This window comes from Pelagibacterium limicola (assembly GCF_015694405.1).
Classification (GTDB): domain Bacteria; phylum Pseudomonadota; class Alphaproteobacteria; order Rhizobiales; family Devosiaceae; genus Pelagibacterium; species Pelagibacterium limicola.
This window is the reverse complement of the sequence record NZ_JADQDB010000001.1, coordinates 108,756-131,415: the sequence shown is the minus strand read 5'-3', so window position 1 is coordinate 131,415 and position 22,660 is coordinate 108,756. Positions and strand designations below refer to the sequence as shown.

Sequence of the window (22,660 nt, the reverse complement as noted above, 5' to 3'; positions counted from 1 at the left end):
GCACCTTGACATAATGACATAAAGATATCTTTATATGAGAATTGTCAGCGAGACGGAGCGGCACGGTGCTGAAAGCAAGGCAAACGCAGAACGCCCAGAAAATCGTGGGGCTGCTCAAGGCAGCCGGCGAAGTCACACGGTTGCGCCTGCTTGCCCTGCTGTCCGAGGGTGAACTGAGCGTCAAGGACTTTACCGAGATCCTGGGGCAAAGCCAGCCGCGCGTCTCCCGGCACCTGAAGCTTCTGGCCGATGCGCAACTGGTTACGCGCCATGCGGAAGGGGCGTGGGCCTATTTCCGTTTGAGCGATGCCGGCCCGGGCCGGGCGCTCAACGATTGGCTGTTCCAGACCATCGACCCGGCCTCGCCGGAATTGCGCCGGGACCGGGATAAACTCGCCGCCGTGCGCGAGGCGCACCGCGATCAGGCCAACGCCTACTTTGCCAAGATCGCGGGGGATTGGGACAAGGTCCGCAGTCTCCATGCGCCGGATTCCGCGGTCGAAGCGGCAATTATCGAGATGGCCGGGGATGGGCAGGGACGCCTGATGCTCGATCTGGGGACCGGCACGGGGCGGATGCTCGAATTGCTCGGCGGGCGTTTCGAACACGCCATCGGCATCGATTCCAGCCGCGAGATGCTGGGCATCGCGCGTACCAAGATCGAAGAGGCGGGGCTCGGTAACGTTCAGGTGCGGCTACGGGACATCACTGATATCGGCGACCACGCCGAGAGTGCAGATCTCGTCGTCATTCATCAGGTGCTGCATTATTTCGACGATCCGGCGACTGCTTTGATCCCGGCGGCGGAATGTCTCGCCCCCGGGGGCGTGCTGCTGGTCATCGATTTTGCACCGCACAATCACGAATTCCTGCGCACCGAGCAGGCGCATCGGCGCCTCGGGCTTTCGGATGAGCAGATGGCGGTTTGGGCACGGTCCGCAGGCCTGGAAGTCATGCAGGTGCGCCGCTTTCCTTCAGAGAAGGAACAGGGTTTGACGGTTTGTCTCTGGCGCCTAGAGCGCCGGGTCTGAGTACTTGGGAGGAACAAGATGACGGTTACAAACAACGCTTCACCCGTCGTCACCCGGCTGCGCCCAGCGCGGCGGGATGTGTCGGTGAGCTTCGAATTCTTTCCCCCCAAGTCCGACGACATGGAAGCGCGGTTCTGGGAAAGCCTCGACCGGCTGGCGCATCTGCGGCCGCGTTTCGTCTCTGTAACTTACGGCGCGGGCGGGACGACGCGCGAGCGTACGCTACGCATGGTAACCCAGGTCAAAGCAAAATCGGGAATCGATGCTGCGGCGCATCTGACCTGCGTCGGCGCGAGCCGGGACGAGGTGGATGCCGTGGTGCGCAGTTACGCGCTGGTCGGAGTCAACCGCATCGTGGCGCTACGCGGCGATCCCCCCACCGGCATTGGAGAAAAGTTCGAGCCGCACCCCGACGGCTACCGGAACGCTGCCGAACTGGTCGCGGGCATCCGCAAGCTCGGGGATTTTGATATTTCCGTTGCGGCCTATCCCGAAAAGCATCCGCAAAGCCCGGATTGGGATGCCGATATCGACAATTTGAAGCGCAAGATCGACGCGGGTGCCAACCGCGCGATTACCCAGATGTTCTTCGAAAATGCGGATTACTGGCGCTTTATCGAGCGGGCGCGCAAGGCCGGGATCACGGCGCCGATCGTGCCGGGCATCCAGCCGATCCACAATTTCAAGCAGATCGCGGGGTTTGCCGCTCGCTGTGGCACGTCGATCCCCGATTGGCTCGCCGCACGGTTCGAAGGATTGGAAAACGATCCGGTGACCCACGAGCGGGTAGCTGCCGAACTTGCTGTCCGGCAGGTCAACGAGCTTCTCGATTCTGGTGTGCGGGAGTTCCACTTCTATACGCTCAACCGGGCCGACTTGCTGCTGTCGCTGACGCAGCTGCTGGGGTTGAAAGCGGCGGCCTAACGCAGGTTCCCGGAGCCTGTTGGCCCTCCACCATACCTAACCCTCCCCGAAAAGGGAGGGTTTTTCTTTTTGCCGGTGGGGAAGATAGGGCGGCAGCTCAACGATCCATTCAGACCAGCGCACTCGTCGCCTCGTCCAGCCACGCACGATCCTCTGCATCGAGCAACGGGCCGATCTCCTTGCGGACACTCGCATGATAGGCGTCGAGCCAGGCGCGTTCGTTCTCATCGAGCAACGTGGTATCGATCAGGCGCTTGTCGATGGGCGCGAGCGTCAGGGTTTCGAACTCCAGGAACTTGCCATCTCCGACATCGCTTTCACGCACGACGATGAGATTTTCGATACGGATACCGTATTCTCCTTCGCGATAGAATCCGGGCTCATTGGAGAGAACCATGCCCTCCTCGAATGGGACGGTGTAGCGCGGGGAAATGCCCGCTGGGCCTTCGTGTACCGAGAGGAAAGCGCCGACGCCGTGGCCGGTGCCGTGATTGTAGGTGAGGCCGACTTGCCACAGAAATTGACGCGCCAGGATATCGATCTGCGCGCCGGTGGTACCGCGGGGAAAGCGGACCCGGGAGATGGCGATCATGCCTTTCAGGACGCGGGTGAAGCGATCCTTTTGTTCTGAGGCAACGGGCCCGGTGGCCATGGTGCGGGTGATATCGGTGGTGCCCGAGAGATATTGCCCGCCACTGTCGAGCAGCATCAATTCGCCGGGGATCAGCCGGCGGTTGGTTTTTTCCGATACGCGGTAGTGGACGATGGCGCCGTTGGGGCCCGAGCCGGAGATCGTCTCGAAGCTGACATCGACGGCAGTGGGCTCATCGCGGCGGAAGGCTTCGAGCTGCTTTACGATGTCGATCTCGGTCAGGTTACCGTTGGGTGCTTCGCGGTCGAACCACGCAAGAAACCGTGCCATTGCCACGCCGTCGAGGCGCTGCGCCTCGCGCATGCCGGCCAGTTCAGCGTCGTTCTTGCGGGCCTTGGGCAGCAGAACCGGATCGCGCTTTTCGATGAGCCTGGCGCCGCCCTCGGCCAGGATCATCCTGACGCGCGAAGGGGCGGTGGCGGGATCGAACCAGACGGCCTTGCCCTGTTTTGCTAGTTCCTCGAGCGCAGTGCCGAATTCGTCCTTGTCGCGCAGCGCAGCAACCCCGGCCAGCGCGGTGTGGTTTTCGTCCGTGAGTTTGTTGGCCGGCAGGAAGAGGGTAGGCGTGCCCTCGGCAGGTACGATGGCAAATCCCAAAACGAAGGGATTGTGCGGAACATCGCGGCCGCGGATGTTGAACAGCCAGCATAGCGACTCAGGAAGCGTGAAAACCGCGGCGTCCGCCGCCTCCTCAGTCATTGCCCGCCGCAACTCTTCGAGCTTGTCCGATGCTGGCTTACCGGTGCGGTTATGGCCCAGCACTTCGATCGGGCCTTCGGGCGGTGCGGGACGGTCGCGCCACAATGAGTCGATCGGGTTTTCGACCGGTACGAGCCGGATTTCCGCTTTTTCCAACGCAGATTTGAGCGTGTCGAGCATGCCGGGCGTCAGGAGCCAGGGGTCGAACCCCATCACGCTGCCGCCTGGAAAATTGGCGGCAATCCATTCGCCCGGGCTCGTAGAGGTCGTGTCTACGACCTCGAAAATTTCAAGGTCGGTCTGCGCTGGAGCCTGCAGGGTGTAGCGGCTGTCTACCAACAGCGCCCCTCTGTCGCGCCCCAGGACGGCCAGTCCGGCCGAGCCGGTGAAGCCGGTGACATAGGCGAGCCGCGCATCGCAATCGGGAACATACTCACCCTGATGGACATCGGCGCGGGGGATGAGGAAGCCATCCAGTTGGTTTGACGCAAGATGCGCCCTCAGCGCGGCAACCCGCGGCGCGACCGCCCGAGGGTCCGATCTTTCTTCAAAACTTTGAAAAACGGCGTCAGGAATGGTTGGCTGTGGGGGCATGACGGCTACGGTTCCAATTATTTAACCGGCCATGCGCAAACGACATGGCTGGTCTGCCTTTGCCCCCCTAACTAGCAGATGCGAAAAGGGTTATCTATCGCACGAACGATATGAGTGAAATTTTTTTACTCACCGAAACAGGAGTGTGGACAATGGCTGAAGACAAGAGCTTCTTCCGCAAGGCGCTGGACGCAATGGTCGAGGCCCGCAGCCGTGAGGCCGCGCGCCAGATCGACCGCTATCAGCGGATGTATGGGTGTGACTTCGGGACCTCGAAGAAAGCCGCGTCCGAATAGGGTCGCTTGGGGCTGAAAGGCCCCGTACGGAATTACCGTGAAAGCCCCGATGGCCCGCCAGCCATCGGGGCTTTCGCATGGGCCCTGAGCTAGACTTTCTCCAGCACGAGTGTGGACCAGTCCTTGCGCACGATACGGTCGCGCAGGACCATGCCCTGCCTGGCATAAGCCGAAATGACCCGCTGGGCCTGGGTGTTGAGCAGGCCCGAGAGAATGATCGCGCAACCCTTTTCAGCCATGCGCCCGATGCCGGGGGCGAGCGAAACCAATGGGGCAGCGAGGATGTTGGCGACGATCAGATCGTAGGGAGCGTTGCCCTGGATGGTCTGGTGGTCGAGTCCGGCGGCATCGACCTCTATGACGAGGTGGGCCACGCCGTTGAGCCTTGTATTGTTGCGCGTGGTTTCGACGGCAATGGGATCGATGTCCGAGGCGATGACCGGCACGCGGCGGCGCTTGGCAATGGCGATAGCGAGAATGCCCGTCCCCGTGCCGATATCGATCGGGCGGACCGGCTTCTTGCGCCGGAGGATGCGCTGGATGGCTTCGAGGCAGCCGGTTGTGGTCTCGTGATGGCCGGTGCCGAAGGCTTGCGCGGCGTCGATCCTGATCGGGATGAGGCCTGCGGGGGGCGCGACCGTCTCGTGACTGCCATAGACATAATAGCCGCCGGCAATAACAGGCTTCAGCCCTTCGAGCGATTTGCCCACCCAATCGGCGTCCTCATCGAGGGGACTGACCGAAAACCCTACGTCGCCACCCAGCACGGACCGTGCCAGCGCCTGAAAAGCCTCTACATCGGGGGGACTGTCGCAGGTGGCTTCGAAAATCCACTCGCCGGTTTCCTCGTTCTCGTGCGCAGAGGCCGTAAGTGCAAGGTCCTCGCTTTCCATAACAGAATCGACGAGCGCATAGGCCTGATCCTTGGTCAGCGGTGTCGACAACTGGTCCTGTGGCATGGCTTCCATTCCTTCACGCGGGCGTGGCGGGTTGTGGATTGCTGTGCGTTTCAAGTCAACATGCCGCACCGGGAGGTTGACAAAAGAGCGAACATGTTCTCGATTTGTTCATATTACTTTGGGGGTATTTATGGACATTGGTGACCTGGAAGACTTCATTGTCGCGGCTAAGGCGGCGAGCTATATCGGTGGCGGCCAACCGGCGGAGCCCAGCCGTCCGGGCGCGCACGACCTCACTTACGCGCTCGGGGCCTGGCGTTATCGGGACAGCTATTTCGGGGGGACCGATTTCCCCGGCCAGGAGGTGGTGTGGCTCGCCGAGGAACCGGTCTGGGCGATGAATTATTTCGGCTATATCCTGCGTCCGGACCTGTTCGACGGTGCGCGGGCGGGGGAAACCGTCAAGGCGGCGTTGGCCGCGATGTATGCGGAAGGGCGGTTTCTCGGCGGGTTTTCGTGGCAGGGTCCACACGGGCTATACCGTGACGAGTCCAGTGGCGATGTGACCCGCTTTCATGGGCGAGAGGTCATCATCGCGGGCGGGGTGGATGTTTACGCACTCGATTATTGCGGTGGGCTGATCAAGCCCTGACAGGAGAGGGACGATGTACGGACTGATTGGACGGATGATTGCGGCAGAGGGCAAGCGGGACGAGTTGATCGGCATCCTGCTCGAGCATCAGGACGGCATGCCGGGGTGCGTTTCCTACGTGGTCGCCAAGGACCCCCTGGATGTGAACGCAATCTGGATCACCGAGGTTTGGGACAGCCAGGACAGCCACAAGGGCTCGCTTTCGCTCCCCAGCGTGCGGCAGGCGATCGAAAAGGCGATGCCGCTAATCGCGGCGTTCGACCAGCACCACGAGATCGAGCCCGTGGGTGGAATCGGTGTTTGACAAATAAGCACGCTCGATCAAGCGGAGCCGGATTGGTGCCAGCATAGTTCCGGTGTTGGTTAGTGAGGGAAAGTGCGGTGCGGTTCGTCGGCAAGGTTTTGTGGTTCATCGAGAGCAATTTCCGCAAGGACATTACGCTCGATGATATTGCGGATGCCTGCGGGGTATCGCGGTTCCATATGTGCCGGGGGTTCGCTACCGCTACCGGATATTCGATTGTCCAATATATGCGCGGACGACGGTTGACCGAGGCGGCACGACAACTGGCGGCGGGAGCACCGTCGATTCTCGATGTCGCGCTCGATGCCGGATATGGCTCTCACGAAGCCTTCACGCGCGCCTTCCGCGATTGTTTCGGGTTGACGCCCGAAACGGTGCGCGATGGGGCCGTGCCCGATCAAACGCTTTTGGTGGAGCCAATCAGAATGAACATCGCAGCAGAAAAGAGTTTCTCACTTCCTGAACCGCGCAAGGAAACGCGTGGCCCAATGACACTGGTAGGACTGGCACGGCGCTATCCCTATAATCAGGTCGAGGGCATACCGGCGCAGTGGACGGCATTTCAGGCGTACGAGGGAACGCTCGGGGAGAAGCCGGGCTTCTGGTTCGGGGTTTGTGACGGTTTTGACGAAGCCGCGGGCACGTTCCGCTACAGCTGTGCGGTGGAAGTGGACGATCCGCGCGATGTGCCGGCGGGATTGGACGTCTTGAAACTCGAGCCTGCCACTTATCTGGCCTTTACCCATGCAGGGCATATCTCGGGGATCAGGAACACGATGGATGCGATCTGGCGCCAATACCTGCCGGGGTGTCCGTTCGAAGCGGATGGCGACGCGCCCATGTTCGAGCTGTACGACGAGAAATTCGATCCGCGTACCGGCCTGGGCGGGTTGGAAATCTGGATCCCCGTGAAGGGATAGGCCGGGCTCTGCCCGGCGGCCCGCTTCGCATCCGCGCGTTGAGACTTCGCACCACGGGACCGGCAGTCGCCGGAACGGCGATGGGAGCGCGCGGATGGGCCGAGGAAAAAAAGCTCTCCCCTATGCCAAACCCTCTATCAACGGCTTCAATTCCGCCAGGGTTTCGATCTTTGAGAAGCGTTCCCTGCCTTCGGGTTCCTCGGCGCGTTCGTAGTCCCAGGTGAGGGCGTGAGGGACGTAGGTTCCCCACCCGCCGGCTTCTATGGCGGGAAGTACGTCCGATTTCAGCGAATTGCCGACCATCATGGCGCGGGCCGGGCCGTCGCCGTGGCGCTCGAAGGCGCGGGCGTAGGTGGCGGAGGATTTGTCCGAGACGATCTCGACTGCACTGAAAAAGTCGCCAAGCCCGGACTGGGCCAGCTTGCGCTCCTGATCGAAAAGGTCTCCCTTGGTGATGAGGACGAGCGTGTGGCTACCCGCCAGGGCTTCGAGCGTATCATGAACGTGGGGCAGGGTTTCGATGGGGTGCGAGAGCATTTCGCGGCCGGCATTGACGATGCGCCCGATGATCTCGCCGGGCACCTTGCCATCGGTCACCTCGATAGCGGTCTCGATCATCGAGAGGGTGAACCCTTTGATGCCGAAACCGTAATGGGCCAGGTTCTTTTTTTCAGCTGAAAGCAGACGCTCTGTAAGATGCCCCGGCTCGGCATAGTCGGCAAGCAGCTCGGTAAAATGCCGCTCGGTCAGGCGGAAGAAGTGTTCGTTCTCCCAGAGGGTGTCATCGGCGTCGAACCCGATCGTTGTCAGGCGGGGCATGGAAAGGTTTTCTCCTGATTTATAACTGCACGAACTGAACGAAAGCCGTTCAGTTCGTGCAGTTAAAATTTCACCGCTTGGGGTTCGCGGGTTGACGGTCTCCGGGTTGCGAGGCCACCGCGAGCCAGTCTAGCATAGGTTTGTAGCGCGGGAGCAGGAGGTGTGAATGAAAACCGACGGCGTGAAATCTGTGCCGGACGGGCCGTATGAGGAACGGTTCAAGGACGGGTCGCCGGCGGTGGAGGGATTTGTTTCGGGCGGGAAGAAGCATGGGCACTGGCGCTACTATCTCAAGGATGGCGGGCTCAAGGCTGAAGGCGATTATGATCATGACCGGTTTACCGGCCACTGGGTTTGGTTCCGCTCCAACGGCGTCAAGATGCAGGAAGGCGTGTTTGTGGACAACCAGCAGGACGGGACGTGGACCCGCTGGCACGCGAATGGCCAGGTATGGGATCAGGGAGACTATGCCTTGGGGAAGAAGGTGGGCACCTGGCGGGTGTTCAACGCCGATGGAAGCCTGAAAAGCGAGAAGGAGCATAAGGGCTGATGGTGGATCGCTCGCGATATGAGGCCGCGGCGCTGGCGCTGCCCGCGGCGGCATTTCCGTTATGAGGGATTCGCGGTGGCGGGCAAGCAGTTCGCGCATCTCAATAAGGGGACGCTGTTCCTGATGATGGGCGCGGAGGAGGCGGAGGCATTTGCGGGCGCGTATCCGGGATTGGTGTCCATCCTGTGCCGGCATGATAAGCCTATCGGCGCGCGCGCTGTGTTGGAGGACCTGCCGGATGCTCTGGCATCACAACTGCTCGAAGCGACGTGGCGTTCGGCAGGCGGAAAAGGTTAACCCGCAAATACCGTCATGAAGGTATAGGCTGCGTATTGCGACGCGTAGAAGATCGCCATCACGAGAACGATGACCGCGGCAAATTTCAGGCCGGCATTGGCAAGGGCCTTGTTACGGTCTTCGGGGTCGGTGGGGGGCGTCATGAACCTTCCTGCACTCGCGGGGCGCAGGACCTCTATAGCGCAGGCCTCCGACCGGGCCAATCCATCACATTGCGCAGGGCCTAGGCTGAGAGCGTGCGTTTGGAATGGAAAAGCGACCATGGCAAGGCTGCCCCTCGGGACCGCTCGAAGGGCATGCGAGGCGGTGAAGGGGTGGGAAACTAGCCGTCCAGCTTGCGCTTTAACAGCTTGATGCGGTTTTCGGCTTCAAAGCGGGAGATATTCTCGTCATAAGCGTCCGGTTCTTCGGCCCGTTGGGCGAGGCATAGCAACTCGGCCATCTGCTGGGTCGTCATCGGCTCGTCGTCGCGCGGCGGGAGCGCTTCGGGGCTGGCGATAGAAATGTCCGGATGAATGTCTGACATGTTTTCCGTGCTCCTCCTCCAGGTTGGAAGGAAGAAACGGGAACGGGCGCCAGCAGGTTCCAGTCGGACCTGGTTGTGTCCGGTAGGGAACAATCTGATGTCCACACGGCGACAAAACATGCGCCGGCCAGGCGCTGACGGGCCGCTTCACCCCCGTTTGACGAAGCTGTCCAGAACCTTCTTGGGCCCCGCGGTCTCGAAATCGATCGAGAGCTTGTTGCCCTCTGTGGCCGTCACAGTGCCGTAACCAAATTTCAGATGAAATACCCTTTGGCCGATGGAATACGCGGCGCCAGGGCCGGAAGAACGGGCAACAAGCTCACCTTCGATTGTAACGGGTCCGGGGCCTTTGCGGGATTGTTGCTGACGTTGGGCACGCTGCCAGCCCGGGGTCTGGTAGACGCTCTCGAAGGGGTCGCGGGCATCGAAGCGCGTGGCGGCGCGTCCGCCATAGGTGTAACCGCCATAGGACGATCCGGTGTCCTTGACCTCGACGGCCTCGGGAGGAAGCTCGTCGATGAAGCGCGAGGGGATAGCCGACTGCCAAAGGCCGTGGATGCGGCGGTTCTGGGCAAGGGTAATGTGGCAACGTTTTCGTGCGCGGGTGATGCCGACATAAGCGAGGCGGCGTTCTTCCTCCAAACCCGCAAGGCCAGATTCGTCGACGGAGCGCTGATGGGGGAACAGACCTTCCTCCCAACCGGGGAGAAATACGGTGTTGAATTCCAGGCCCTTGGCGGAGTGGAGCGTCATTATGGAGACGGCGTCGCTGGCCTCGCCGGTGTCGCGGTCCATGACGAGCGCGATGTGCTCGAGGAAGCCGCCCAGGTTCTCGAATTCCTCCATCGAGCGGACGAGTTCCTTCAAGTTCTCCAGCCGCCCCGGTGCGTCGGCGCTCTTGTCGTTCTGCCACATGGCTGTGTAGCCGGATTCATCGAGAATCTGCTCGGCCAACTCGAAATGGGGGATGGCGCGCAGCCGGTCGGCCCAGCCATCGATCTGGCGCAGAAGATCGCGGAAGGTGGCGCGCTGCTTGGGTTTCAGTTCCTCGGTTTCGACAAGATCGCGGATGGCCGCGAGCATGGGGATGCCGGCTGCGCGGGCCGTATCGTGGACAATCTGGATCGTCGCATCGCCCAGGCCGCGCTTGGGGGTGTTGACGATACGCTCTAAGGCAAGATCGTCGCCGGGGTTGGCGACGATACGCAGATAAGCCAGCGCGTCGCGAATTTCCTTGCGCTCATAGAAGCGCGGGCCGCCGATGACGCGGTAGTTGAGGCCAAGGGTGATGAAGCGTTCCTCGAACTCGCGCATCTGGAAGGAGGCGCGCACGAGGATAGCCATGTCGTTGAGATTGTCGCCGTGGCGCTGGTACTGCTCGATCTCCTCGCCGATGTGGCGGGCTTCTTCCTCAGAGTCCCACACAGATGTGACGGTAAGGGGATCGCCGCGTTCGCCCACGTCGGTCTGCAGCGTCTTGCCGAGACGGGATTCGTTGTGAGCGATCAGGTGGGAGGCGGCGGAAAGGATATTGGAGGTCGAGCGGTAGTTCCGCTCGAGCTTTATGACTTTAGCGCCGGGAAAGTCCTTTTCGAAACGCAGGATGTTGTCGACTTCCGCTCCGCGCCAGCCATAGATGGACTGGTCGTCGTCGCCGACAACGCAAATGTTTGATTGCGTGGAGCCGTCGCGGCTTTGCGCCAGGAGGCGAAGCCAGAGGTACTGGGCGGTATTGGAATCCTGGTATTCGTCGACGAGCATATACCGGAACCGGTCGTGATATTCGGTCAGAATGCCGGGGTTTTCCTTGAACAGCCGGATGTTTTCCAACAAAAGATCGCCGAAGTCGGCGGCGTTGAGCGTTTTGAGACGGGCCTGATAGTCGGCGTAGAGCTTGCCGCCCTTGCCATTGGCAAACCAGCCCGCATCGGCGGCCGAGAGATCGCCGGGGAGCTGGCCACGGTTCTTCCAGTTATCGAGCATCGAGGCGAACTGACGGGCGGGCCACCGCTTTTCATCGATGTTCTCGGCCTCGATCAATTGCTTGATGAGCCTGATCTGGTCGTCGGTATCGAGGATCGTGAAATCGGGCCTCAAGCCGACGAGCTCGGCGTGGCGGCGCAGAATGCGGGCGCCGATGGAATGGAAGGTGCCGAGCCACGGCATTCCCTCGACCGAGGCGCCAACGAGGGAGGCGATCCGCTCCTTCATCTCGCGGGCGGCCTTGTTGGTGAAGGTTACGGCCAGGATCTGTCCGCCGCGTGCGAGGCGGGAGGCAAGGACGTGGGCGATGCGGGTGGTGAGCACGCGCGTCTTGCCGGTTCCCGCGCCGGCGAGGACGAGCAGAGGCCCCTCAGTGGTCATCACCGCCTCGCGCTGCTCCGCATTGAGGCCGACAAGATAGGCCGGTTCGCGGTTCGCGAACTGGCTGGTGATCGGGCCGGCGGGGCGATAGGGCGGGACAGAAGACATTAAGGCTTTGGGTTTTCCAACAGGTCACGAATCTCTTTTTGTTCTCAATGGAAGTATATAGGACGCGTCAAGGGAAAAGTATATGCGGGGTGGCTTTGATGGGCATCGCTGAACACCCATTCGTCCGCTGCTTCGCTCAGTCTACCTTCTCCGAGATTGTGGGAAGCGCGCGAGCCCAGTCATAAAATTCCTGTTTTCACAATGTGTAATGCCGGGTGACGGGCGCACCGGTTATGCCTAATGTTCGTCCAACTGTTTCCCGGGTGAGGAAGGGCCAGGTTCGCGGTGGCCAATCGGATTTATATTGCGGTCGGGCTGGTGGCGATCCTCATTCTGGGAGCGGCATTCGTCGTGCCGTGGCTGATCGACTGGAACAGCTACAAGCCGCGCATGGAGCAGATCACCGCCGAGGCGCTGGGAATCGAGGTTGCGATCGAGGGCGACATGGCCTTTACGCTACTGCCCCAGCCCCGGATGCTTATCGAAGGGGTCCGCCTCGGTTCGGCCGAACGGCCGCTGGGTGAAGCTCAGCGGGTCGAGGCCGATTTTTCCTTGATGGATTTCCTGCGCGACAGGTTCACCGTGACACAACTGCGACTGGTGGCGCCGCATATCAATCTGACAATCGACGAGAACGGGCAGATCGATACCCCGGTCACGCTGGCCGAGACAGCAATCGCGACCAACGTCTCGATCCAGCAGGCCCGGTTCGAGGATGCGAGGGTGACGGTTACCGACCTGCGTGGCGGGGACAGCCGCGAGGTGACCGGATTTTCCGGGGACATGCGGATGACGGGCCTGCGCGGGCCTTTCGCGCTTACGGGCGATGGGCAGTTCGAGGGTGAAGTTTATGCCGTGCGGTTCGCGACCTCCGCGATGAACGCGGACGGGAACATGCAGGTATCGGCATTCCTGCGGCCCGGGGCGGGCGGATATTCGGTCTCGGTCGAAGGCCTTCTGCGGACCGGCTCCGAACCGAGCTTCGAGGGACAAGGCGTCTATCGCCAGGCCGCGCGGAGCGAGGACGGGTTGACGGGCGCCCTGGTGCTCTCGAGTCCTATGACAGCGACGACGTCGGACGTCGTGCTTGAGGATTTCACGCTGCTGCCAGATGAGAACCAGGTAGCGACGCGGTTGACGGGGTCGGCTGCGTTGCGGCTTGGCGAGCAACCGCGCTTCAATGCCGCGATTTCGGGCGGCGTGGTGACCCTGTTGCCGCGCGCCGCTACCGAGGACGCCTCGCGGCAGCCATTCGAGATCGTGCGGCTGTTGCGCGAGATGCCGCAACCAATAATTCCGCCGCTGCCCGGGCGGATCGGAGTGGAGATCAACGAGTTGGTCCTGCGCGGTACGGGACTTCGTGAAGTCCGGCTCGACGCGGTGACCAATGGTGAGCTCTGGCGGATCGAGGAGTTTTCCGGACGGCTGGCAGGCGATACCGTGTTGCAACTCACCGGAACGCTGGGGCGGCAGGCGGGGTGGCCCGCCTTTGCGGGAACGATCGACGTGAGTGCGCGGCGTCTCGACGCGCTTTCCCTGCTCTGGCGGCGACCGGCAGAAGGCAATCCGCTCTTCAACATGCCGGGGCAATTGCAGGGCGAATTGCGGTTGACCAATGACGGGCTGCGACTCAACGAAGGTCTGTTCGGGATCGACGGGACGCATCACAGCATTTCGGGGCTGATGCGGTTTGGCGAGCAGCCGAGGCTGGACGTCGAAGTTGACCTTTCCGCGCTCTCTGCGGCCCAGAGCGAGGCGCTGCTGGCGCTGCTGCCACCCCTCGATCCGGCGGGACCGTTTGGGCTGAGCTTCCCCGAGGGGCAGTTCCGGCTCGGCGCGGCGGCGGGGCGGATTGCCGGGCAGAGTTTTTCCGATGTCGGCATTGCGCTCGATTGGGATGGGTCGGGCGTAACCGTTGCCGATCTGCGAATCGGGGATTTCGGCGGCGTCGGATTCGAAGGCTGGATGCAGGCCCGCGGCACATTCGGCGAGCCGGTGATCTGGGGTGGTGGCAATGTTTCGGTGGCCCGCAATGCGGCTGCGCTCGGACTAGTTCCAGCGCTGAATGGCGCCGCCCCGTTGCGCCGGCTGATTTCGGGCAGCCTGCCGGCAAACCTGAGGGTTGCGCTGGAGGAGCCTTCGCGCGACGGCAGCCAAGCGCTGACAGCGGAAGGGCGAGCCGGGTCGGCCGATATCTGGGTAACCGCGGACATTGCAGAGGGTATCGGCGCCCTGGGGCAGGGATGGTTGGCTGCGACGCTGGAGGCGGCGACCGATAGCGGGGCGGACCTGATGGCCCAGCTTGGGCTTGCCCCGATCATCGCGGGGGAAGACGGCGCCTTGCTGACGCTCACGGTCAACGGCAACCCCCTTGCAAGCCTTGAGACCGAACTGACACTGGAGGGGGGTGGAGAGAGGATCGATTTCACCGGCACGATGATCACCTCCGATCCGGCTGCGATTCGCGGGCAGGGGCAAACCTCGTTCCTTTTTGCCGACATGGCGGCGCTTGCAGAACTGGCAGGGGCGGCAGGAGTCTGGTTTCCAGGGGTCGAGGGGCAAGCGGAAATCGGCTTTATCGGGGGCGACAGCCTCACGCTGAGCAATATCGTTGCCTTTACCGGCGAACATACCCTCGAGGGAAACCTGGCTTACGCCGCGCAAACCAATTCAGCGCTAGTGACCGGCGCGTTGCGATTCGATGGGTTCGATCTCGAAACGCTGATGGCAATGCTAGGCGGACCGGCCTCGACCCTTCGAAGCGCTCCGGGAGAGTGGGCCGATGGGCCGCTCGATGTGGGTCAGATCATGCGTACGACGCGCGGGCGGATCGGTATCGATGCGCCGGTGGTGACGGTCGGGGACCAGGTGCTGCTCGAAGCGCTGGCATTCGACTACACCTGGGATGCCGAAGATGTTCGCCTGCGTAGCCTATTTGGCGAGATCGGAGGGGGCACTCTGGAGCTAGAAACGACGTTGTGCTGTGCTTCGGTGCTGACCGACAAGAGCCTCACAGGGCGGTTCTCGCTGAACGGCGTGGATATCGACGCGCTGGTCGAGGGTGCGCCGGAAGCGGTCTTATCCGGCCGGGTGACGGCGGGCGGGCGGTTCCAGGCCAATGGCGACAGCTATCGGGCGCTGATTGGAACGCTGACCGGGAGCGGGAGTGTTTCGATTTCAGGGTTGACGATCGAGCGGGCATCGCCGGACGTCTTCGTGCGCGCAGCGGCAATCGAGAACATCATGGCGCTGGAGCCCGAAGCCCTCGAAGAGATCGTCATCGAGGCTCTCGATTCGGGTTCGTTCGTTGCTCGCGAGGCCGCAGGGCTTTTCGCGGTGACCGGCGGTACGGTGCGCGTTTCCAATGTTGCCATAGAGGGCGAGGGCGCGCGGCTTGTTGGCGGGGGCACGCTTGCACTCGCCAATCTGATGGTCGACGGCAATTGGACGCTGGCGCTGACGCGGCCGGTGGGTGGAAATGAACTGATCACGGAGACGACGGGGCGGGTCGGGATCGGGGTGCGGGGGCCGCTGCGCGCGCCGGAACGCGTGCTGGACCTGACCCAGATGGTCGATGCGATCCAAATGCGCGCGTATGAAATCGAACTCGATGAGTTGGAACGACTGCGCGCCGAGCAGGAAGCCCGACAGAGGGCTTTGGCCGAGGAGCAGGCGCGGCTGATGGAGGAAGAAGCGCGGCGGCAGGCCGAAGAGTTGTTGCGCCAGCAGCAGGAAGAGGCGGCGCTGTTGGCGGAAGAGGAGCGGCAACGGCAACTCGATGCGTTGCAGCGGCAACTGGAGCGCGAGGATGAACTTCCCCCGCCACCCGCACAGCAGGGGCCATCGATCCAGCAATTGCCGCCGGGAGCGCTGCAATTGCAGCTACTTGGTCCCCGATAATCTTTGCGGGAGTTCATGCCTATTCCGGCTGCAGTGGTTTCGGACTCTTGCAGGCTCAGGCTACGCGTCAGCTACAGCCCTGGCGATGAACCATTCCAGCACGGTTACGCGCACCGCAGAGGAAAGGTTGGCGCCTTGCCGGTGCTCGTCGATCTCGGCGATGATGTGGGCAACGCTGGTGCCGCGTTCGGCGGCGAGGGTCTCGAGAGCAGCCCAGAATTCGGGCTCAAGCGCCATCGAAGTCGAGTGGCCGGCGATGATCAGGGAGCGCTTCTGCACGGTCCGGCTCTTTGATTTCTCGTGCTCCCCGAATTCCAAAAGCGGGAGCCGCGTTCACGCCAAGGCGCTACTTCTTGCGGAAGGCGTCGAGGCTGACGACCTTTTCGCCCGACGGCTCGGGGGCCGGATCGGGGTCGTTATCATCGTCGGGGTCGGCGGTTTCGATAATCGTTTCGACATGGGTCGCAGGCGCTTCGGCGACTTCGAACTGAATGCCGAACTGTACGGAGGGATCAAAAAACCCCTTCATGGCCGAAAAGGGGATGAAGAGGGTTTCGTTCTGTCCGTCGAAGGAGAGGCCGACCTCAAAGCCGGTGTCGCTGACCTTCAGATCCCAATACTGGTTCTGAAGGACGATCGTCATATCTTTTTCGTACTGGGCGATGAGGCGTTGGCTGATGCGCACGCCCGGCGCCTGCGTGACAAATGAAATGAAGAAGTGGTGATCGCCCGGCAGGCCGGTACGCGCGACCTCGCCCAGGACCTTCTTTACGACACCGCGCAGGGCTTCCTGTGTAAGAATGTCGTAGCGGATCTGGTCTTCGGCCATAAGCACGCGGTTCCCTGATTGGGCCACCCGAAATGGGCAGCAGAATCTCAACGCCCCATATCAGCCCGACTTGGCCGAAAAATTCAAGCAAAAGGAAGAAGATGCAGGCTTCTGTTGCCAGGTGCCTGCGGACCCCGCCTACGCCCGGCTAGGAGCGCAGGGCTTTAAATTCCCAGTGCTGGCACCGCTTAAGCGGCGAGAGCAACCGGAGCCTTATGGTTGTCATTGGCAACTATAAGTTTCGGTCCGATATCGGTGGTACCATGCCGAGCGAAAGCAGCACCCTTTACGCCCTCGTCGATCCTGTTTCGCCCCCATAAGCATCCTCGGCAGAGGATAATGGTGGAGGCGCCGGGTACTGCCCCCGGGTCCGATGGGTTTATTACGATGGCCATTTATCGCCATAGCCGTTGCCGGCAGGAGTAATATAGGGACATGACCCGCGAAGTGAAAGGGTCTTTGGCGGAAAAGAGCCGCGTTATCGATAAGCTGTGAACGAGGGGCCAACCATGGTGAAGTGAGCGGCGGAGAATCGGTGTAGATTCCCGAGCATGAAGCAATATCTCGATCTTTTGCGCCACGTGATGGAGACCGGAGCCGACAAGTCCGACAGGACGGGCACCGGCACGCGGAGCGTTTTCGGTTACCAGATGCGGTTCGACCTCAACGAAGGCTTTCCGCTGGTGACGACGAAGAAGCTGCACATCAAGTCCATCATTTATGAACTCCTTTGGTTCCTGCGCGGCGACACCAACGTGCGCTGGCTGCAGGAGCGCGGTGTGCGCATCTGGGACGAATGGGCCGACGAGAACGGCGATCTGGGCCCGGTGTATGGCAGCCAGTGGCGGAACTGGCCGGCGCCGGACGGGCGGCACATAGACCAGATTTCCAATCTCATCGAGCAGATCCGGACGCGGCCGGATTCCCGCCGGCATATCGTTTCGGCCTGGAACCCGGCGGAAGTAGACAACATGGCGTTGCCGCCCTGCCATTGCCTTTTCCAGTTCTACGTCGCCGATGGCAGGCTTTCCTGCCAGCTTTACCAGAGGTCCGCGGACATCTTTCTTGGGGTGCCGTTCAACATCGCCTCCTATGCGCTCCTTACGCACATGGTGGCAGAGGTTACGGGGCTGGGCGTGGGGGAGTTTGTCCATACGTTTGGGGATGCGCATATCTACGCCAATCACTTCGACCAGGTGAATCTGCAACTGACCCGTAACCCGAGGCCATTGCCGCGGCTGGTTATCGAGACAAAACGCAATTCGATCTTCGATTTTCAGTTCGATGATTTTGCGATCGAGGGATATGATCCACATCCACACATCAAAGGGGACGTGTCGGTATGAGGGGATTTATAGCATTTTCGCTGATTGGCGCGCTGGCGGTGCCGGTTTTTGCCAACGACTCGGCGGCCGAAGTGGGCGCCGGCGGGCTTGTCTTCGTGCGCAACGAGAACATCCGGATGGCGTCCGAGGACCTCTATTTGTCGATGGACGAGGTAAGGGTTGTCTACCGGTTTGAAAACCTGACCGACGAGGACCAGCACGTCCTTGTCGCGTTTCCGATGCCGGACATCACGGGCGATTTCCACTCGATGGTAAGCTATCCCACCGATGATCCGGAAAACATCTTCGGGTTTACCACCACGTTCGACGGCGAACCCGTCGAGGCGCAATTGTACCAATATGCCTTCGCGCTCGGGGTGGACCGGAGCAAAGACCTGCAGAAGCGGGGCATTCCGTTGGCCCCACACTCCACTGAGACGCAAGCGGCGATCGATGCATTGTCCGAAGCTGACAGAAAAGGTCTGATCGACCTGGGCCTTCTGAGCCTTCTCGACTTTGGTTGGGAAGAGACGGTTGTCTACAGCCCGGTCTGGACGCTGAAATCGGCCTATACCTGGGAGGCCGTTTTTCCGGCGGGTGAGACGGTCGTGGTCGAGCACCAGTACAAACCCGGCATCGGCGGCGCCAGTTGGGTGGGCGTCCTCTATGACGATACCGTGATGCAGGCCCGCTACACTGAGAAGTATTGCGTAGAAGACCCTATCAAGAGTGCCGTGCGTCGCAGTTTGCAGAACCCGGACGAGATATGGGGCGCGCCCTACCACGAGGTGTGGCTAAGTTATGTGCTCTCGACGGGTGAGAACTGGGCGGGGCCGATCGGGGAGTTCCGGCTGATCGTGGACAAGGGTGCGCCGGAAAATCTCGTATCCTTCTGCGGGAACAATGTCGTCAAGACCGGCCCGACAACATTCGAGATGACTCAAACCGACTTTTATCCGTGGAGCGATATCCACGTCTTGTTCCTGGTCCGGCACGATTCCGACTGAGGAACCAATAACCAGAGGACTTATGGCAGTTACAATCCGGCGCGCCGTGAAACAGGATACGGCGCTGGTACTCGAATTCATCATCAAGCTGGCGGAGTTCGAAAAGCTCAACGATCAAGTGGAAGCGGGCGAAGCACAGATCGAGGCGGCCCTGTTTGGCGAAGAGCCAAAGGTGTTTTGCGAGATTGCGGAACTGGACGGCAATCCGGTGGGGTTCGCGCTCTGGTTCTATACCTTTTCCACCTTCCAGGGGCGGCATGGCATCTGGCTCGAAGATCTCTATGTCGAGCCGGGCGTGCGGGGCAACGGGATCGGCAAGGCGTTGTTGGTGCATCTGGCAAAGCGCTGCGTTGAAGAGGGACTCGGGCGGCTGAGCTGGTGGGTGCTCAACTGGAACGAGCACGCCATCAATTTCTACAAGGCGCACGGCGCCGTGCTGCATGACGAATGGACGACGTGCCGGGTGAGCGGGCCGGAACTCGAGGCGCTGGCGCGGGGATGAGCGATGTCCGCATAGCAATGATTGCCGCGGTGGGGCGAAACGGGGCCATCGGCGCCGGAGGCAAATTGCCGTGGCGGCTGCCGACCGATTTCGCGTTCTACAAGGCGACGACAATGGGCAAGCCGCTCATTGCCGGGCGCAAGACGTTCGAGAGTATCGGCAAGCCCTTGCCGGGCCGGACCAACATCGTGGTGACGCGGCAGCCCGATTATGCACCGGACGGCGTTGTCACCGTTGCTTCGCTCGATGCGGCGTTGGAACACGCAAAAATGATTGCGCGCCGCGACGGGGTGGATGAGGTTTTCATCAATGGCGGAGGGGAGTTATACGCCCAGGCAATGGGATTGGCTGATCGGCTTTACATCACCCATGTGGATGCCCAACCGCCAGGGGACACGTTCTTTCCCGAGATCGATCCGGATCAGTGGGCAATGCGGCTGCTCGACGACATAAAGCCCGGGGAACGCGACAGCGCAGGGTTCACGATTGCGGTCTATGACAGGAAGTGACGCACCGGTCCGGTTTTCATTGATCGGTCTTGCGCGCTTCCCTATATAACTGCGGACCATTCAAAAAGACTTTCACGACAACCGAAAGGGACGAAATGCCGTGGGAAGATAACAAGGACGGCCGCCGCACGCGTAGTGGCGGCCCCTGGGGCCAAGCGCCCGGCGGCGGCGGCGGGGGCGGACCCCGCAGGCCGGGAGGCGGCGGATTCGGTAACAACACGCCCAATCTTGAAGACATACTTGCGCGCGGCCGGCAACAATTCGGCGGCGGCGTACCGGGTGGACGATGGGCCATCATCGGCGGCATTCTCGCACTGCTGATCTTTTGGGCCTCGAATGCGATCTACACCGTGGCGCCACAGGAAATCGGTGTCGAGCTGGTTTTCGGAAAGCCCAAGGATGAATTCTCCCTTCCGGGGCTGCATTTCCACTTCTGGCCCATCGAGCGTGTGGAAAAGGCCTCGACCACAGAAAACCAGACGCGCGTCGGCGCGGCTGCACGCGATGAAGGGCTGATGCTTTCAGGCGACCAGAACATCGTCAACATGAGCTTCTCGGTCCTCTGGCGCATTACCGATCCACGGCAATATCTGTTCCTCGTTCGCGATCCGGACGAGATGGTGCGTAAAGCCTCCGAGAGCGCCATGCGCGAGGTGGTTGGGCGCCGTACCGCGCAGGCCGTCTTCCGTGACGATCGTGCGGGTATCGCGCTCGAAGTGCAGCGTATCACCCAGCAGATTATCGATAGCTACAATGTCGGCGTGACGATCTCGAACATCTCGATCGAGAACGTGGCACCGCCCACTGAAGTTGCCGACGCGTTCGACGAAGTGCAGCGCGCTTTGCAGGACGAAGATCGCTTCCAGGAAGAAGCCCGCCAATACGCCAATACCTTGCTGGGTAGTGCGCGTGGTCAGGCGGCGTCGATTCGTGAAGAGGCGGCCGCTTACCAGGACCGCGTTATCAACGAGGCCCAGGGTCAAGCCGCACGTTTCGTGGCGGTTTATAACGAGTATCGCAACGCGCCCGAAGTGACGCGTCAGCGTATCTTCCTTGAAACAATGGAAGAAGTGCTTGGCGGTACCAACAAGCTGATCGTTGAGGGCGGCGCGTCCGGTTCGGGCGTGATTCCCTATCTGCCGCTGCCCGAGTTACGCGGCACTACCGGTCAGACGGGCGGAGGTAACCAGTAATGAACAGGCTCGTTATTGTAATTGTCGTACTGGTCCTTGCAGGCTATGCGCTGCTTTCGTCCCTGTTCATCGTCAATGAGCGTGAACAGGCCATCGTCACCCGTTTCGGCGAAATCACCCGCGAAATTCGCGAACCCGGCATCTACTTCAAGATTCCGACCGATTTCGTTGAAGCCGTACAGATCATCGACAAACGCTTGCTGCGTTACGACCTCGACCGTATCCGGTTGCAGGTTTCGGGCGGCCAGTTCTATGTCGTGGATGCCTTCATCACCTACCGGATCGAAAATCCGACCCGGTTCCGCCAAACGGTGCTCGGCAGCCTTCAGCTCGCCGAACAACGTATTGCAACCCGTTTCGAATCCGCGCTGCGTGGGGTTTACGGTCTGCGTGAGTTCGACGCGGCCCTTTCCGAACAGCGTGCGGAAATGATGCGCGAAGCACGCGACCTCGTGGCCGCGGACATGATCGAACTGGGTATCTCGGTGGTCGACGTGCGTATTCTCGTGACCGATCTGACGCCGGAAGTTTCGGCCCAGACCTTCGAGCGCATGAAGGCCGAGCGACTTGCCGAAGCCGCGTTCCTTCGGGCACGTGGTCAGGAGCAGGCGCAAATCCTACGGGCTATCGCGGATCGTCAGGCGGTGGAAATCGTTTCGGCTGCCAACCGTGACTCGGAAATCATCCGAGGCCAGGGCGATGCTGAACGGAACCGCCTGTTCGCGCAGGCCTATTCGCAGGACGAGGCCTTCTTCGAGTTCTACCGCTCGATGGAAGCTTATCGGATTGCGCTGGGCGACGGGAATACGACCATGATGCTCAGCCCGGATTCGGCGTTCTTCAGGTTCTTCGGATCCGATGGGGCTCTGCCGGAATTCCCGGCACCAACATTGGCCCCGATCGATATCGGGGTTGAGGGGCCGAGCGAATTGCCGATGGATCCTTCGCAGTTCGAAGATCTGCTTTCGGTTGACAGCCTTGTGTCGGGCGAAGGGCAGGCCGAGGAACCGGTCGACCTTGAATTGCTGCTCGAAGATGAGCCCGAAGAGGTTCCGGCCCAGTAAGGCCAGCTTCTGATCAATCAGGGGGCGCATCCGTGGATGCGCCCCCTTTTCGTTGCAACACCGGAGGGTGTCATGTCCGATCTTTTCGCCGCGCTCGCACTCGCGCTCGTGCTCGAGGGGCTGCTCTACGCGGCGTTTCCCGAGCAGATGAAGCGTATGATCGCGCAGGTGCTGGAAATGCCCGCCCAGCATTTGCGCCTCGGGGCGCTGGTGGTTGCCGGCGTGGGGCTGGGACTGTTGGCGCTGGTGCGGATGTAGCGGGCTACCACAAATTGCGCCCATCTATCTCCACCACCGGCACGGACGTGATGTCGAAATCGTCCAGCGTCCAGAGATTGACCGAGATGCGGCGCTTGCTCGGGTCGAAATTCGCCTCGGCGGTTTCCCAGTCTTCGGCAAAAGCGGAATAATCGGGATTGTCCGAAAAGGTTGTGCAGCCGCAGACCGGGCAGAAATAGTGCCGGTTTTCCGGAGTGGTCGGGGAATATTGCTGCGCGTTGTCCATCGGTGTGAGCAGGCGGAACTGATCGGGGTCGCCGTAAATCCAGAGCGCGCCCTTTTTGGTGCAGAACGTGCAGGTGCAGCGCGTGGCGGTTTCCGGGGTGAAATCGATCTCGTACTGCGTTGCGCCGCAGTGACAGCTTCCCTTTATCGGCATTCCGGCCTCCATTCGTTGAGAGAAGCCGACGATAACCA

24 protein-coding genes, 1 other RNA gene and 1 pseudogene are annotated in these 22,660 nt (G+C 61.3%); 16 read left to right on the top strand and 10 right to left on the bottom strand.

Annotated elements, in window-relative coordinates:
- Positions 1-65 precede the first annotated feature (65 nt).
- Positions 66-1,031, top strand: a complete 966-nt coding sequence (locus tag I2G20_RS00665) for an ArsR/SmtB family transcription factor (RefSeq protein WP_343070283.1) — start codon at positions 66-68, stop codon at positions 1,029-1,031.
- Between the two features lie 18 nt (positions 1,032-1,049).
- Complete coding sequence (gene metF, locus I2G20_RS00660) at positions 1,050-1,955, top strand: methylenetetrahydrofolate reductase [NAD(P)H] (protein WP_196257755.1); 906 nt, start codon at positions 1,050-1,052, stop codon at positions 1,953-1,955.
- Positions 1,956-2,064: 109 nt separating this feature from the next.
- Here the strand turns inward: metF and I2G20_RS00655 are convergent, their stop codons facing one another.
- On the bottom strand, positions 2,065-3,900 hold the full coding sequence (locus I2G20_RS00655) for an aminopeptidase P family protein (protein ID WP_196257754.1): 1,836 nt from the start codon (positions 3,898-3,900) through the stop codon (positions 2,065-2,067).
- A 152-nt stretch (positions 3,901-4,052) separates the two neighbouring features.
- On the opposite strand from I2G20_RS00655, the gene I2G20_RS00650 reads away from it, so the two are divergent.
- Entirely contained in the window at positions 4,053-4,196 is a 144-nt protein-coding gene (locus tag I2G20_RS00650) for a hypothetical protein (protein WP_196257753.1), read from the top strand.
- Between the two features lie 89 nt (positions 4,197-4,285).
- Here the strand turns inward: I2G20_RS00650 and I2G20_RS00645 are convergent, their stop codons facing one another.
- The gene (locus tag I2G20_RS00645) at positions 4,286-5,155 is read right to left on the bottom strand and encodes a 50S ribosomal protein L11 methyltransferase (protein ID WP_196257752.1); all 870 of its coding nucleotides are present in this window, start codon (positions 5,153-5,155) and stop codon (positions 4,286-4,288) included.
- Positions 5,156-5,285: 130 nt separating this feature from the next.
- On the opposite strand from I2G20_RS00645, the gene I2G20_RS00640 reads away from it, so the two are divergent.
- The 3 genes from I2G20_RS00640 to I2G20_RS00630 all read left to right on the top strand — a co-directional run bounded on the left by I2G20_RS00640 (position 5,286) and on the right by I2G20_RS00630 (position 6,971).
- Positions 5,286-5,747: a DUF5680 domain-containing protein gene (locus tag I2G20_RS00640; protein WP_196257751.1), complete on the top strand. Its 462-nt coding sequence runs from the start codon at positions 5,286-5,288 to the stop codon at positions 5,745-5,747.
- A gap of 13 nt (positions 5,748-5,760) precedes the next feature.
- Positions 5,761-6,051: a putative quinol monooxygenase gene (locus I2G20_RS00635; protein WP_196257750.1), complete on the top strand. Its 291-nt coding sequence runs from the start codon at positions 5,761-5,763 to the stop codon at positions 6,049-6,051.
- A 62-nt stretch (positions 6,052-6,113) separates the two neighbouring features.
- Positions 6,114-6,971: an AraC family transcriptional regulator gene (locus I2G20_RS00630; RefSeq protein WP_343070282.1), complete on the top strand. Its 858-nt coding sequence runs from the start codon at positions 6,114-6,116 to the stop codon at positions 6,969-6,971.
- Between the two features lie 120 nt (positions 6,972-7,091).
- On the opposite strand, the gene I2G20_RS00625 is transcribed toward I2G20_RS00630, so the two are convergent.
- Positions 7,092-7,790 (bottom strand): HAD family hydrolase, encoded by a 699-nt coding sequence (locus I2G20_RS00625; RefSeq protein WP_196257749.1) that lies wholly within the window; start codon positions 7,788-7,790, stop codon positions 7,092-7,094.
- A 166-nt stretch (positions 7,791-7,956) separates the two neighbouring features.
- Here I2G20_RS00625 and I2G20_RS00620 point away from each other — a divergent pair, with 166 nt between their 5' ends.
- Positions 7,957-8,340, top strand: a complete 384-nt coding sequence (locus tag I2G20_RS00620; protein ID WP_196257748.1) for a toxin-antitoxin system YwqK family antitoxin — start codon at positions 7,957-7,959, stop codon at positions 8,338-8,340.
- Between the two features lie 75 nt (positions 8,341-8,415).
- A complete protein-coding gene (locus I2G20_RS00615; RefSeq protein ID WP_196257747.1) occupies positions 8,416-8,637 on the top strand; it encodes a hypothetical protein in 222 nt (73 codons plus the stop codon).
- Here the strand turns inward: I2G20_RS00615 and I2G20_RS00610 are convergent.
- From I2G20_RS00610 to I2G20_RS00600, 3 genes are all read right to left on the bottom strand, one after another.
- Positions 8,634-8,780, bottom strand: coding sequence for a hypothetical protein (locus I2G20_RS00610; RefSeq protein ID WP_196257746.1), 147 nt, complete (start codon positions 8,778-8,780; stop codon positions 8,634-8,636). The genes I2G20_RS00615 and I2G20_RS00610 overlap by 4 nt on opposite strands.
- 179 nt (positions 8,781-8,959) lie before the next feature.
- The gene (locus I2G20_RS00605) at positions 8,960-9,163 is read right to left on the bottom strand and encodes a DUF3072 domain-containing protein (RefSeq protein WP_196257745.1); all 204 of its coding nucleotides are present in this window, start codon (positions 9,161-9,163) and stop codon (positions 8,960-8,962) included.
- A 147-nt stretch (positions 9,164-9,310) separates the two neighbouring features.
- On the bottom strand, positions 9,311-11,635 hold the full coding sequence (locus tag I2G20_RS00600) for an ATP-dependent helicase (protein WP_196257744.1): 2,325 nt from the start codon (positions 11,633-11,635) through the stop codon (positions 9,311-9,313).
- 285 nt (positions 11,636-11,920) lie between these two features.
- Between I2G20_RS00600 and I2G20_RS17420 the strand changes: the two genes are divergently transcribed.
- The gene (locus I2G20_RS17420; RefSeq protein WP_196257743.1) at positions 11,921-15,535 is read left to right on the top strand and encodes an AsmA family protein; all 3,615 of its coding nucleotides are present in this window, start codon (positions 11,921-11,923) and stop codon (positions 15,533-15,535) included.
- A gap of 60 nt (positions 15,536-15,595) precedes the next feature.
- On the opposite strand, the gene I2G20_RS00590 is transcribed toward I2G20_RS17420, so the two are convergent.
- From I2G20_RS00590 to ssrA, 3 genes are all read right to left on the bottom strand, one after another.
- Entirely contained in the window at positions 15,596-15,814 is a 219-nt protein-coding gene (locus I2G20_RS00590; protein ID WP_196257742.1) for a ribbon-helix-helix domain-containing protein, read from the bottom strand.
- A gap of 67 nt (positions 15,815-15,881) precedes the next feature.
- Positions 15,882-16,364, bottom strand: coding sequence for an SspB family protein (locus tag I2G20_RS00585; protein WP_196257741.1), 483 nt, complete (start codon positions 16,362-16,364; stop codon positions 15,882-15,884).
- A 100-nt stretch (positions 16,365-16,464) separates the two neighbouring features.
- Positions 16,465-16,821, bottom strand: a transfer-messenger RNA (tmRNA) gene (gene ssrA / locus I2G20_RS00580).
- Between the two features lie 94 nt (positions 16,822-16,915).
- Between ssrA and I2G20_RS00575 the strand changes: the two genes are divergently transcribed.
- From I2G20_RS00575 to I2G20_RS00545, 7 genes and pseudogenes are all read left to right on the top strand, one after another.
- Entirely contained in the window at positions 16,916-17,710 is a 795-nt protein-coding gene (locus I2G20_RS00575) for a thymidylate synthase (protein ID WP_196257740.1), read from the top strand.
- Positions 17,707-18,696 carry a DUF4424 domain-containing protein gene (locus I2G20_RS00570; protein WP_196257739.1) on the top strand — a complete coding sequence of 330 codons (990 nt, stop codon included), beginning with the start codon at positions 17,707-17,709 and terminating at the stop codon, positions 18,694-18,696. Before I2G20_RS00575 ends, I2G20_RS00570 begins: the two co-directional genes overlap by 4 nt.
- Positions 18,697-18,718: 22 nt before the next feature.
- Positions 18,719-19,198, top strand: coding sequence for a GNAT family N-acetyltransferase (locus tag I2G20_RS00565; RefSeq protein ID WP_196257738.1), 480 nt, complete (start codon positions 18,719-18,721; stop codon positions 19,196-19,198).
- Positions 19,195-19,707 carry a dihydrofolate reductase gene (locus I2G20_RS00560; protein ID WP_196257737.1) on the top strand — a complete coding sequence of 171 codons (513 nt, stop codon included), beginning with the start codon at positions 19,195-19,197 and terminating at the stop codon, positions 19,705-19,707. Before I2G20_RS00565 ends, I2G20_RS00560 begins: the two co-directional genes overlap by 4 nt.
- A 95-nt stretch (positions 19,708-19,802) precedes the next feature.
- A complete protein-coding gene (gene hflK / locus I2G20_RS00555) occupies positions 19,803-20,900 on the top strand; it encodes an FtsH protease activity modulator HflK (protein ID WP_196257736.1) in 1,098 nt (365 codons plus the stop codon).
- Positions 20,900-21,796 (top strand): annotated as a pseudogene (hflC, locus tag I2G20_RS00550) (protease modulator HflC); the annotation flags it as partial. The gene hflK and the pseudogene hflC, both read left to right, overlap by 1 nt.
- Positions 21,797-22,036: 240 nt before the next feature.
- Complete coding sequence (locus tag I2G20_RS00545) at positions 22,037-22,222, top strand: DUF2065 family protein (protein WP_196257734.1); 186 nt, start codon at positions 22,037-22,039, stop codon at positions 22,220-22,222.
- 4 nt (positions 22,223-22,226) lie between these two features.
- Here the strand turns inward: I2G20_RS00545 and I2G20_RS00540 are convergent, their stop codons facing one another.
- Positions 22,227-22,622, bottom strand: a complete 396-nt coding sequence (locus tag I2G20_RS00540) for a GFA family protein (RefSeq protein WP_196257733.1) — start codon at positions 22,620-22,622, stop codon at positions 22,227-22,229.
- Positions 22,623-22,660 lie beyond the last annotated feature (38 nt).

Excerpts from the sequence above, each read along its gene's own strand:
- I2G20_RS00640 (WP_196257751.1), top strand. The coding sequence starts at position 5,286 with ATGGACATTGGTGACCTGGAAGACTTCATTGTCGCGGCTAAGGCGGCG.
- I2G20_RS00620 (WP_196257748.1), top strand. The coding sequence starts at position 7,957 with ATGAAAACCGACGGCGTGAAATCTGTGCCGGACGGGCCGTATGAGGAA.
- hflK (WP_196257736.1), top strand. The coding sequence starts at position 19,803 with ATGCCGTGGGAAGATAACAAGGACGGCCGCCGCACGCGTAGTGGCGGC.
- I2G20_RS00600 (WP_196257744.1), bottom strand. The coding sequence starts at position 11,635 with ATGTCTTCTGTCCCGCCCTATCGCCCCGCCGGCCCGATCACCAGCCAG.
- I2G20_RS00605 (WP_196257745.1), bottom strand. The coding sequence starts at position 9,163 with ATGTCAGACATTCATCCGGACATTTCTATCGCCAGCCCCGAAGCGCTC.
- metF (WP_196257755.1), top strand. The coding sequence starts at position 1,050 with ATGACGGTTACAAACAACGCTTCACCCGTCGTCACCCGGCTGCGCCCA.
- I2G20_RS00645 (WP_196257752.1), bottom strand. The coding sequence starts at position 5,155 with ATGCCACAGGACCAGTTGTCGACACCGCTGACCAAGGATCAGGCCTAT.
- I2G20_RS00650 (WP_196257753.1), top strand. The coding sequence starts at position 4,053 with ATGGCTGAAGACAAGAGCTTCTTCCGCAAGGCGCTGGACGCAATGGTC.
- I2G20_RS00635 (WP_196257750.1), top strand. The coding sequence starts at position 5,761 with ATGTACGGACTGATTGGACGGATGATTGCGGCAGAGGGCAAGCGGGAC.
- I2G20_RS00540 (WP_196257733.1), bottom strand. The coding sequence starts at position 22,622 with ATGCCGATAAAGGGAAGCTGTCACTGCGGCGCAACGCAGTACGAGATC.
- I2G20_RS00545 (WP_196257734.1), top strand. The coding sequence starts at position 22,037 with ATGTCCGATCTTTTCGCCGCGCTCGCACTCGCGCTCGTGCTCGAGGGG.
- I2G20_RS00570 (WP_196257739.1), top strand. The coding sequence starts at position 17,707 with ATGAGGGGATTTATAGCATTTTCGCTGATTGGCGCGCTGGCGGTGCCG.
- I2G20_RS00625 (WP_196257749.1), bottom strand. The coding sequence starts at position 7,790 with ATGCCCCGCCTGACAACGATCGGGTTCGACGCCGATGACACCCTCTGG.
- I2G20_RS00610 (WP_196257746.1), bottom strand. The coding sequence starts at position 8,780 with ATGACGCCCCCCACCGACCCCGAAGACCGTAACAAGGCCCTTGCCAAT.
- I2G20_RS00655 (WP_196257754.1), bottom strand. The coding sequence starts at position 3,900 with ATGCCCCCACAGCCAACCATTCCTGACGCCGTTTTTCAAAGTTTTGAA.
- I2G20_RS00560 (WP_196257737.1), top strand. The coding sequence starts at position 19,195 with ATGAGCGATGTCCGCATAGCAATGATTGCCGCGGTGGGGCGAAACGGG.
- I2G20_RS00565 (WP_196257738.1), top strand. The coding sequence starts at position 18,719 with ATGGCAGTTACAATCCGGCGCGCCGTGAAACAGGATACGGCGCTGGTA.
- I2G20_RS00575 (WP_196257740.1), top strand. The coding sequence starts at position 16,916 with ATGAAGCAATATCTCGATCTTTTGCGCCACGTGATGGAGACCGGAGCC.
- I2G20_RS00585 (WP_196257741.1), bottom strand. The coding sequence starts at position 16,364 with ATGGCCGAAGACCAGATCCGCTACGACATTCTTACACAGGAAGCCCTG.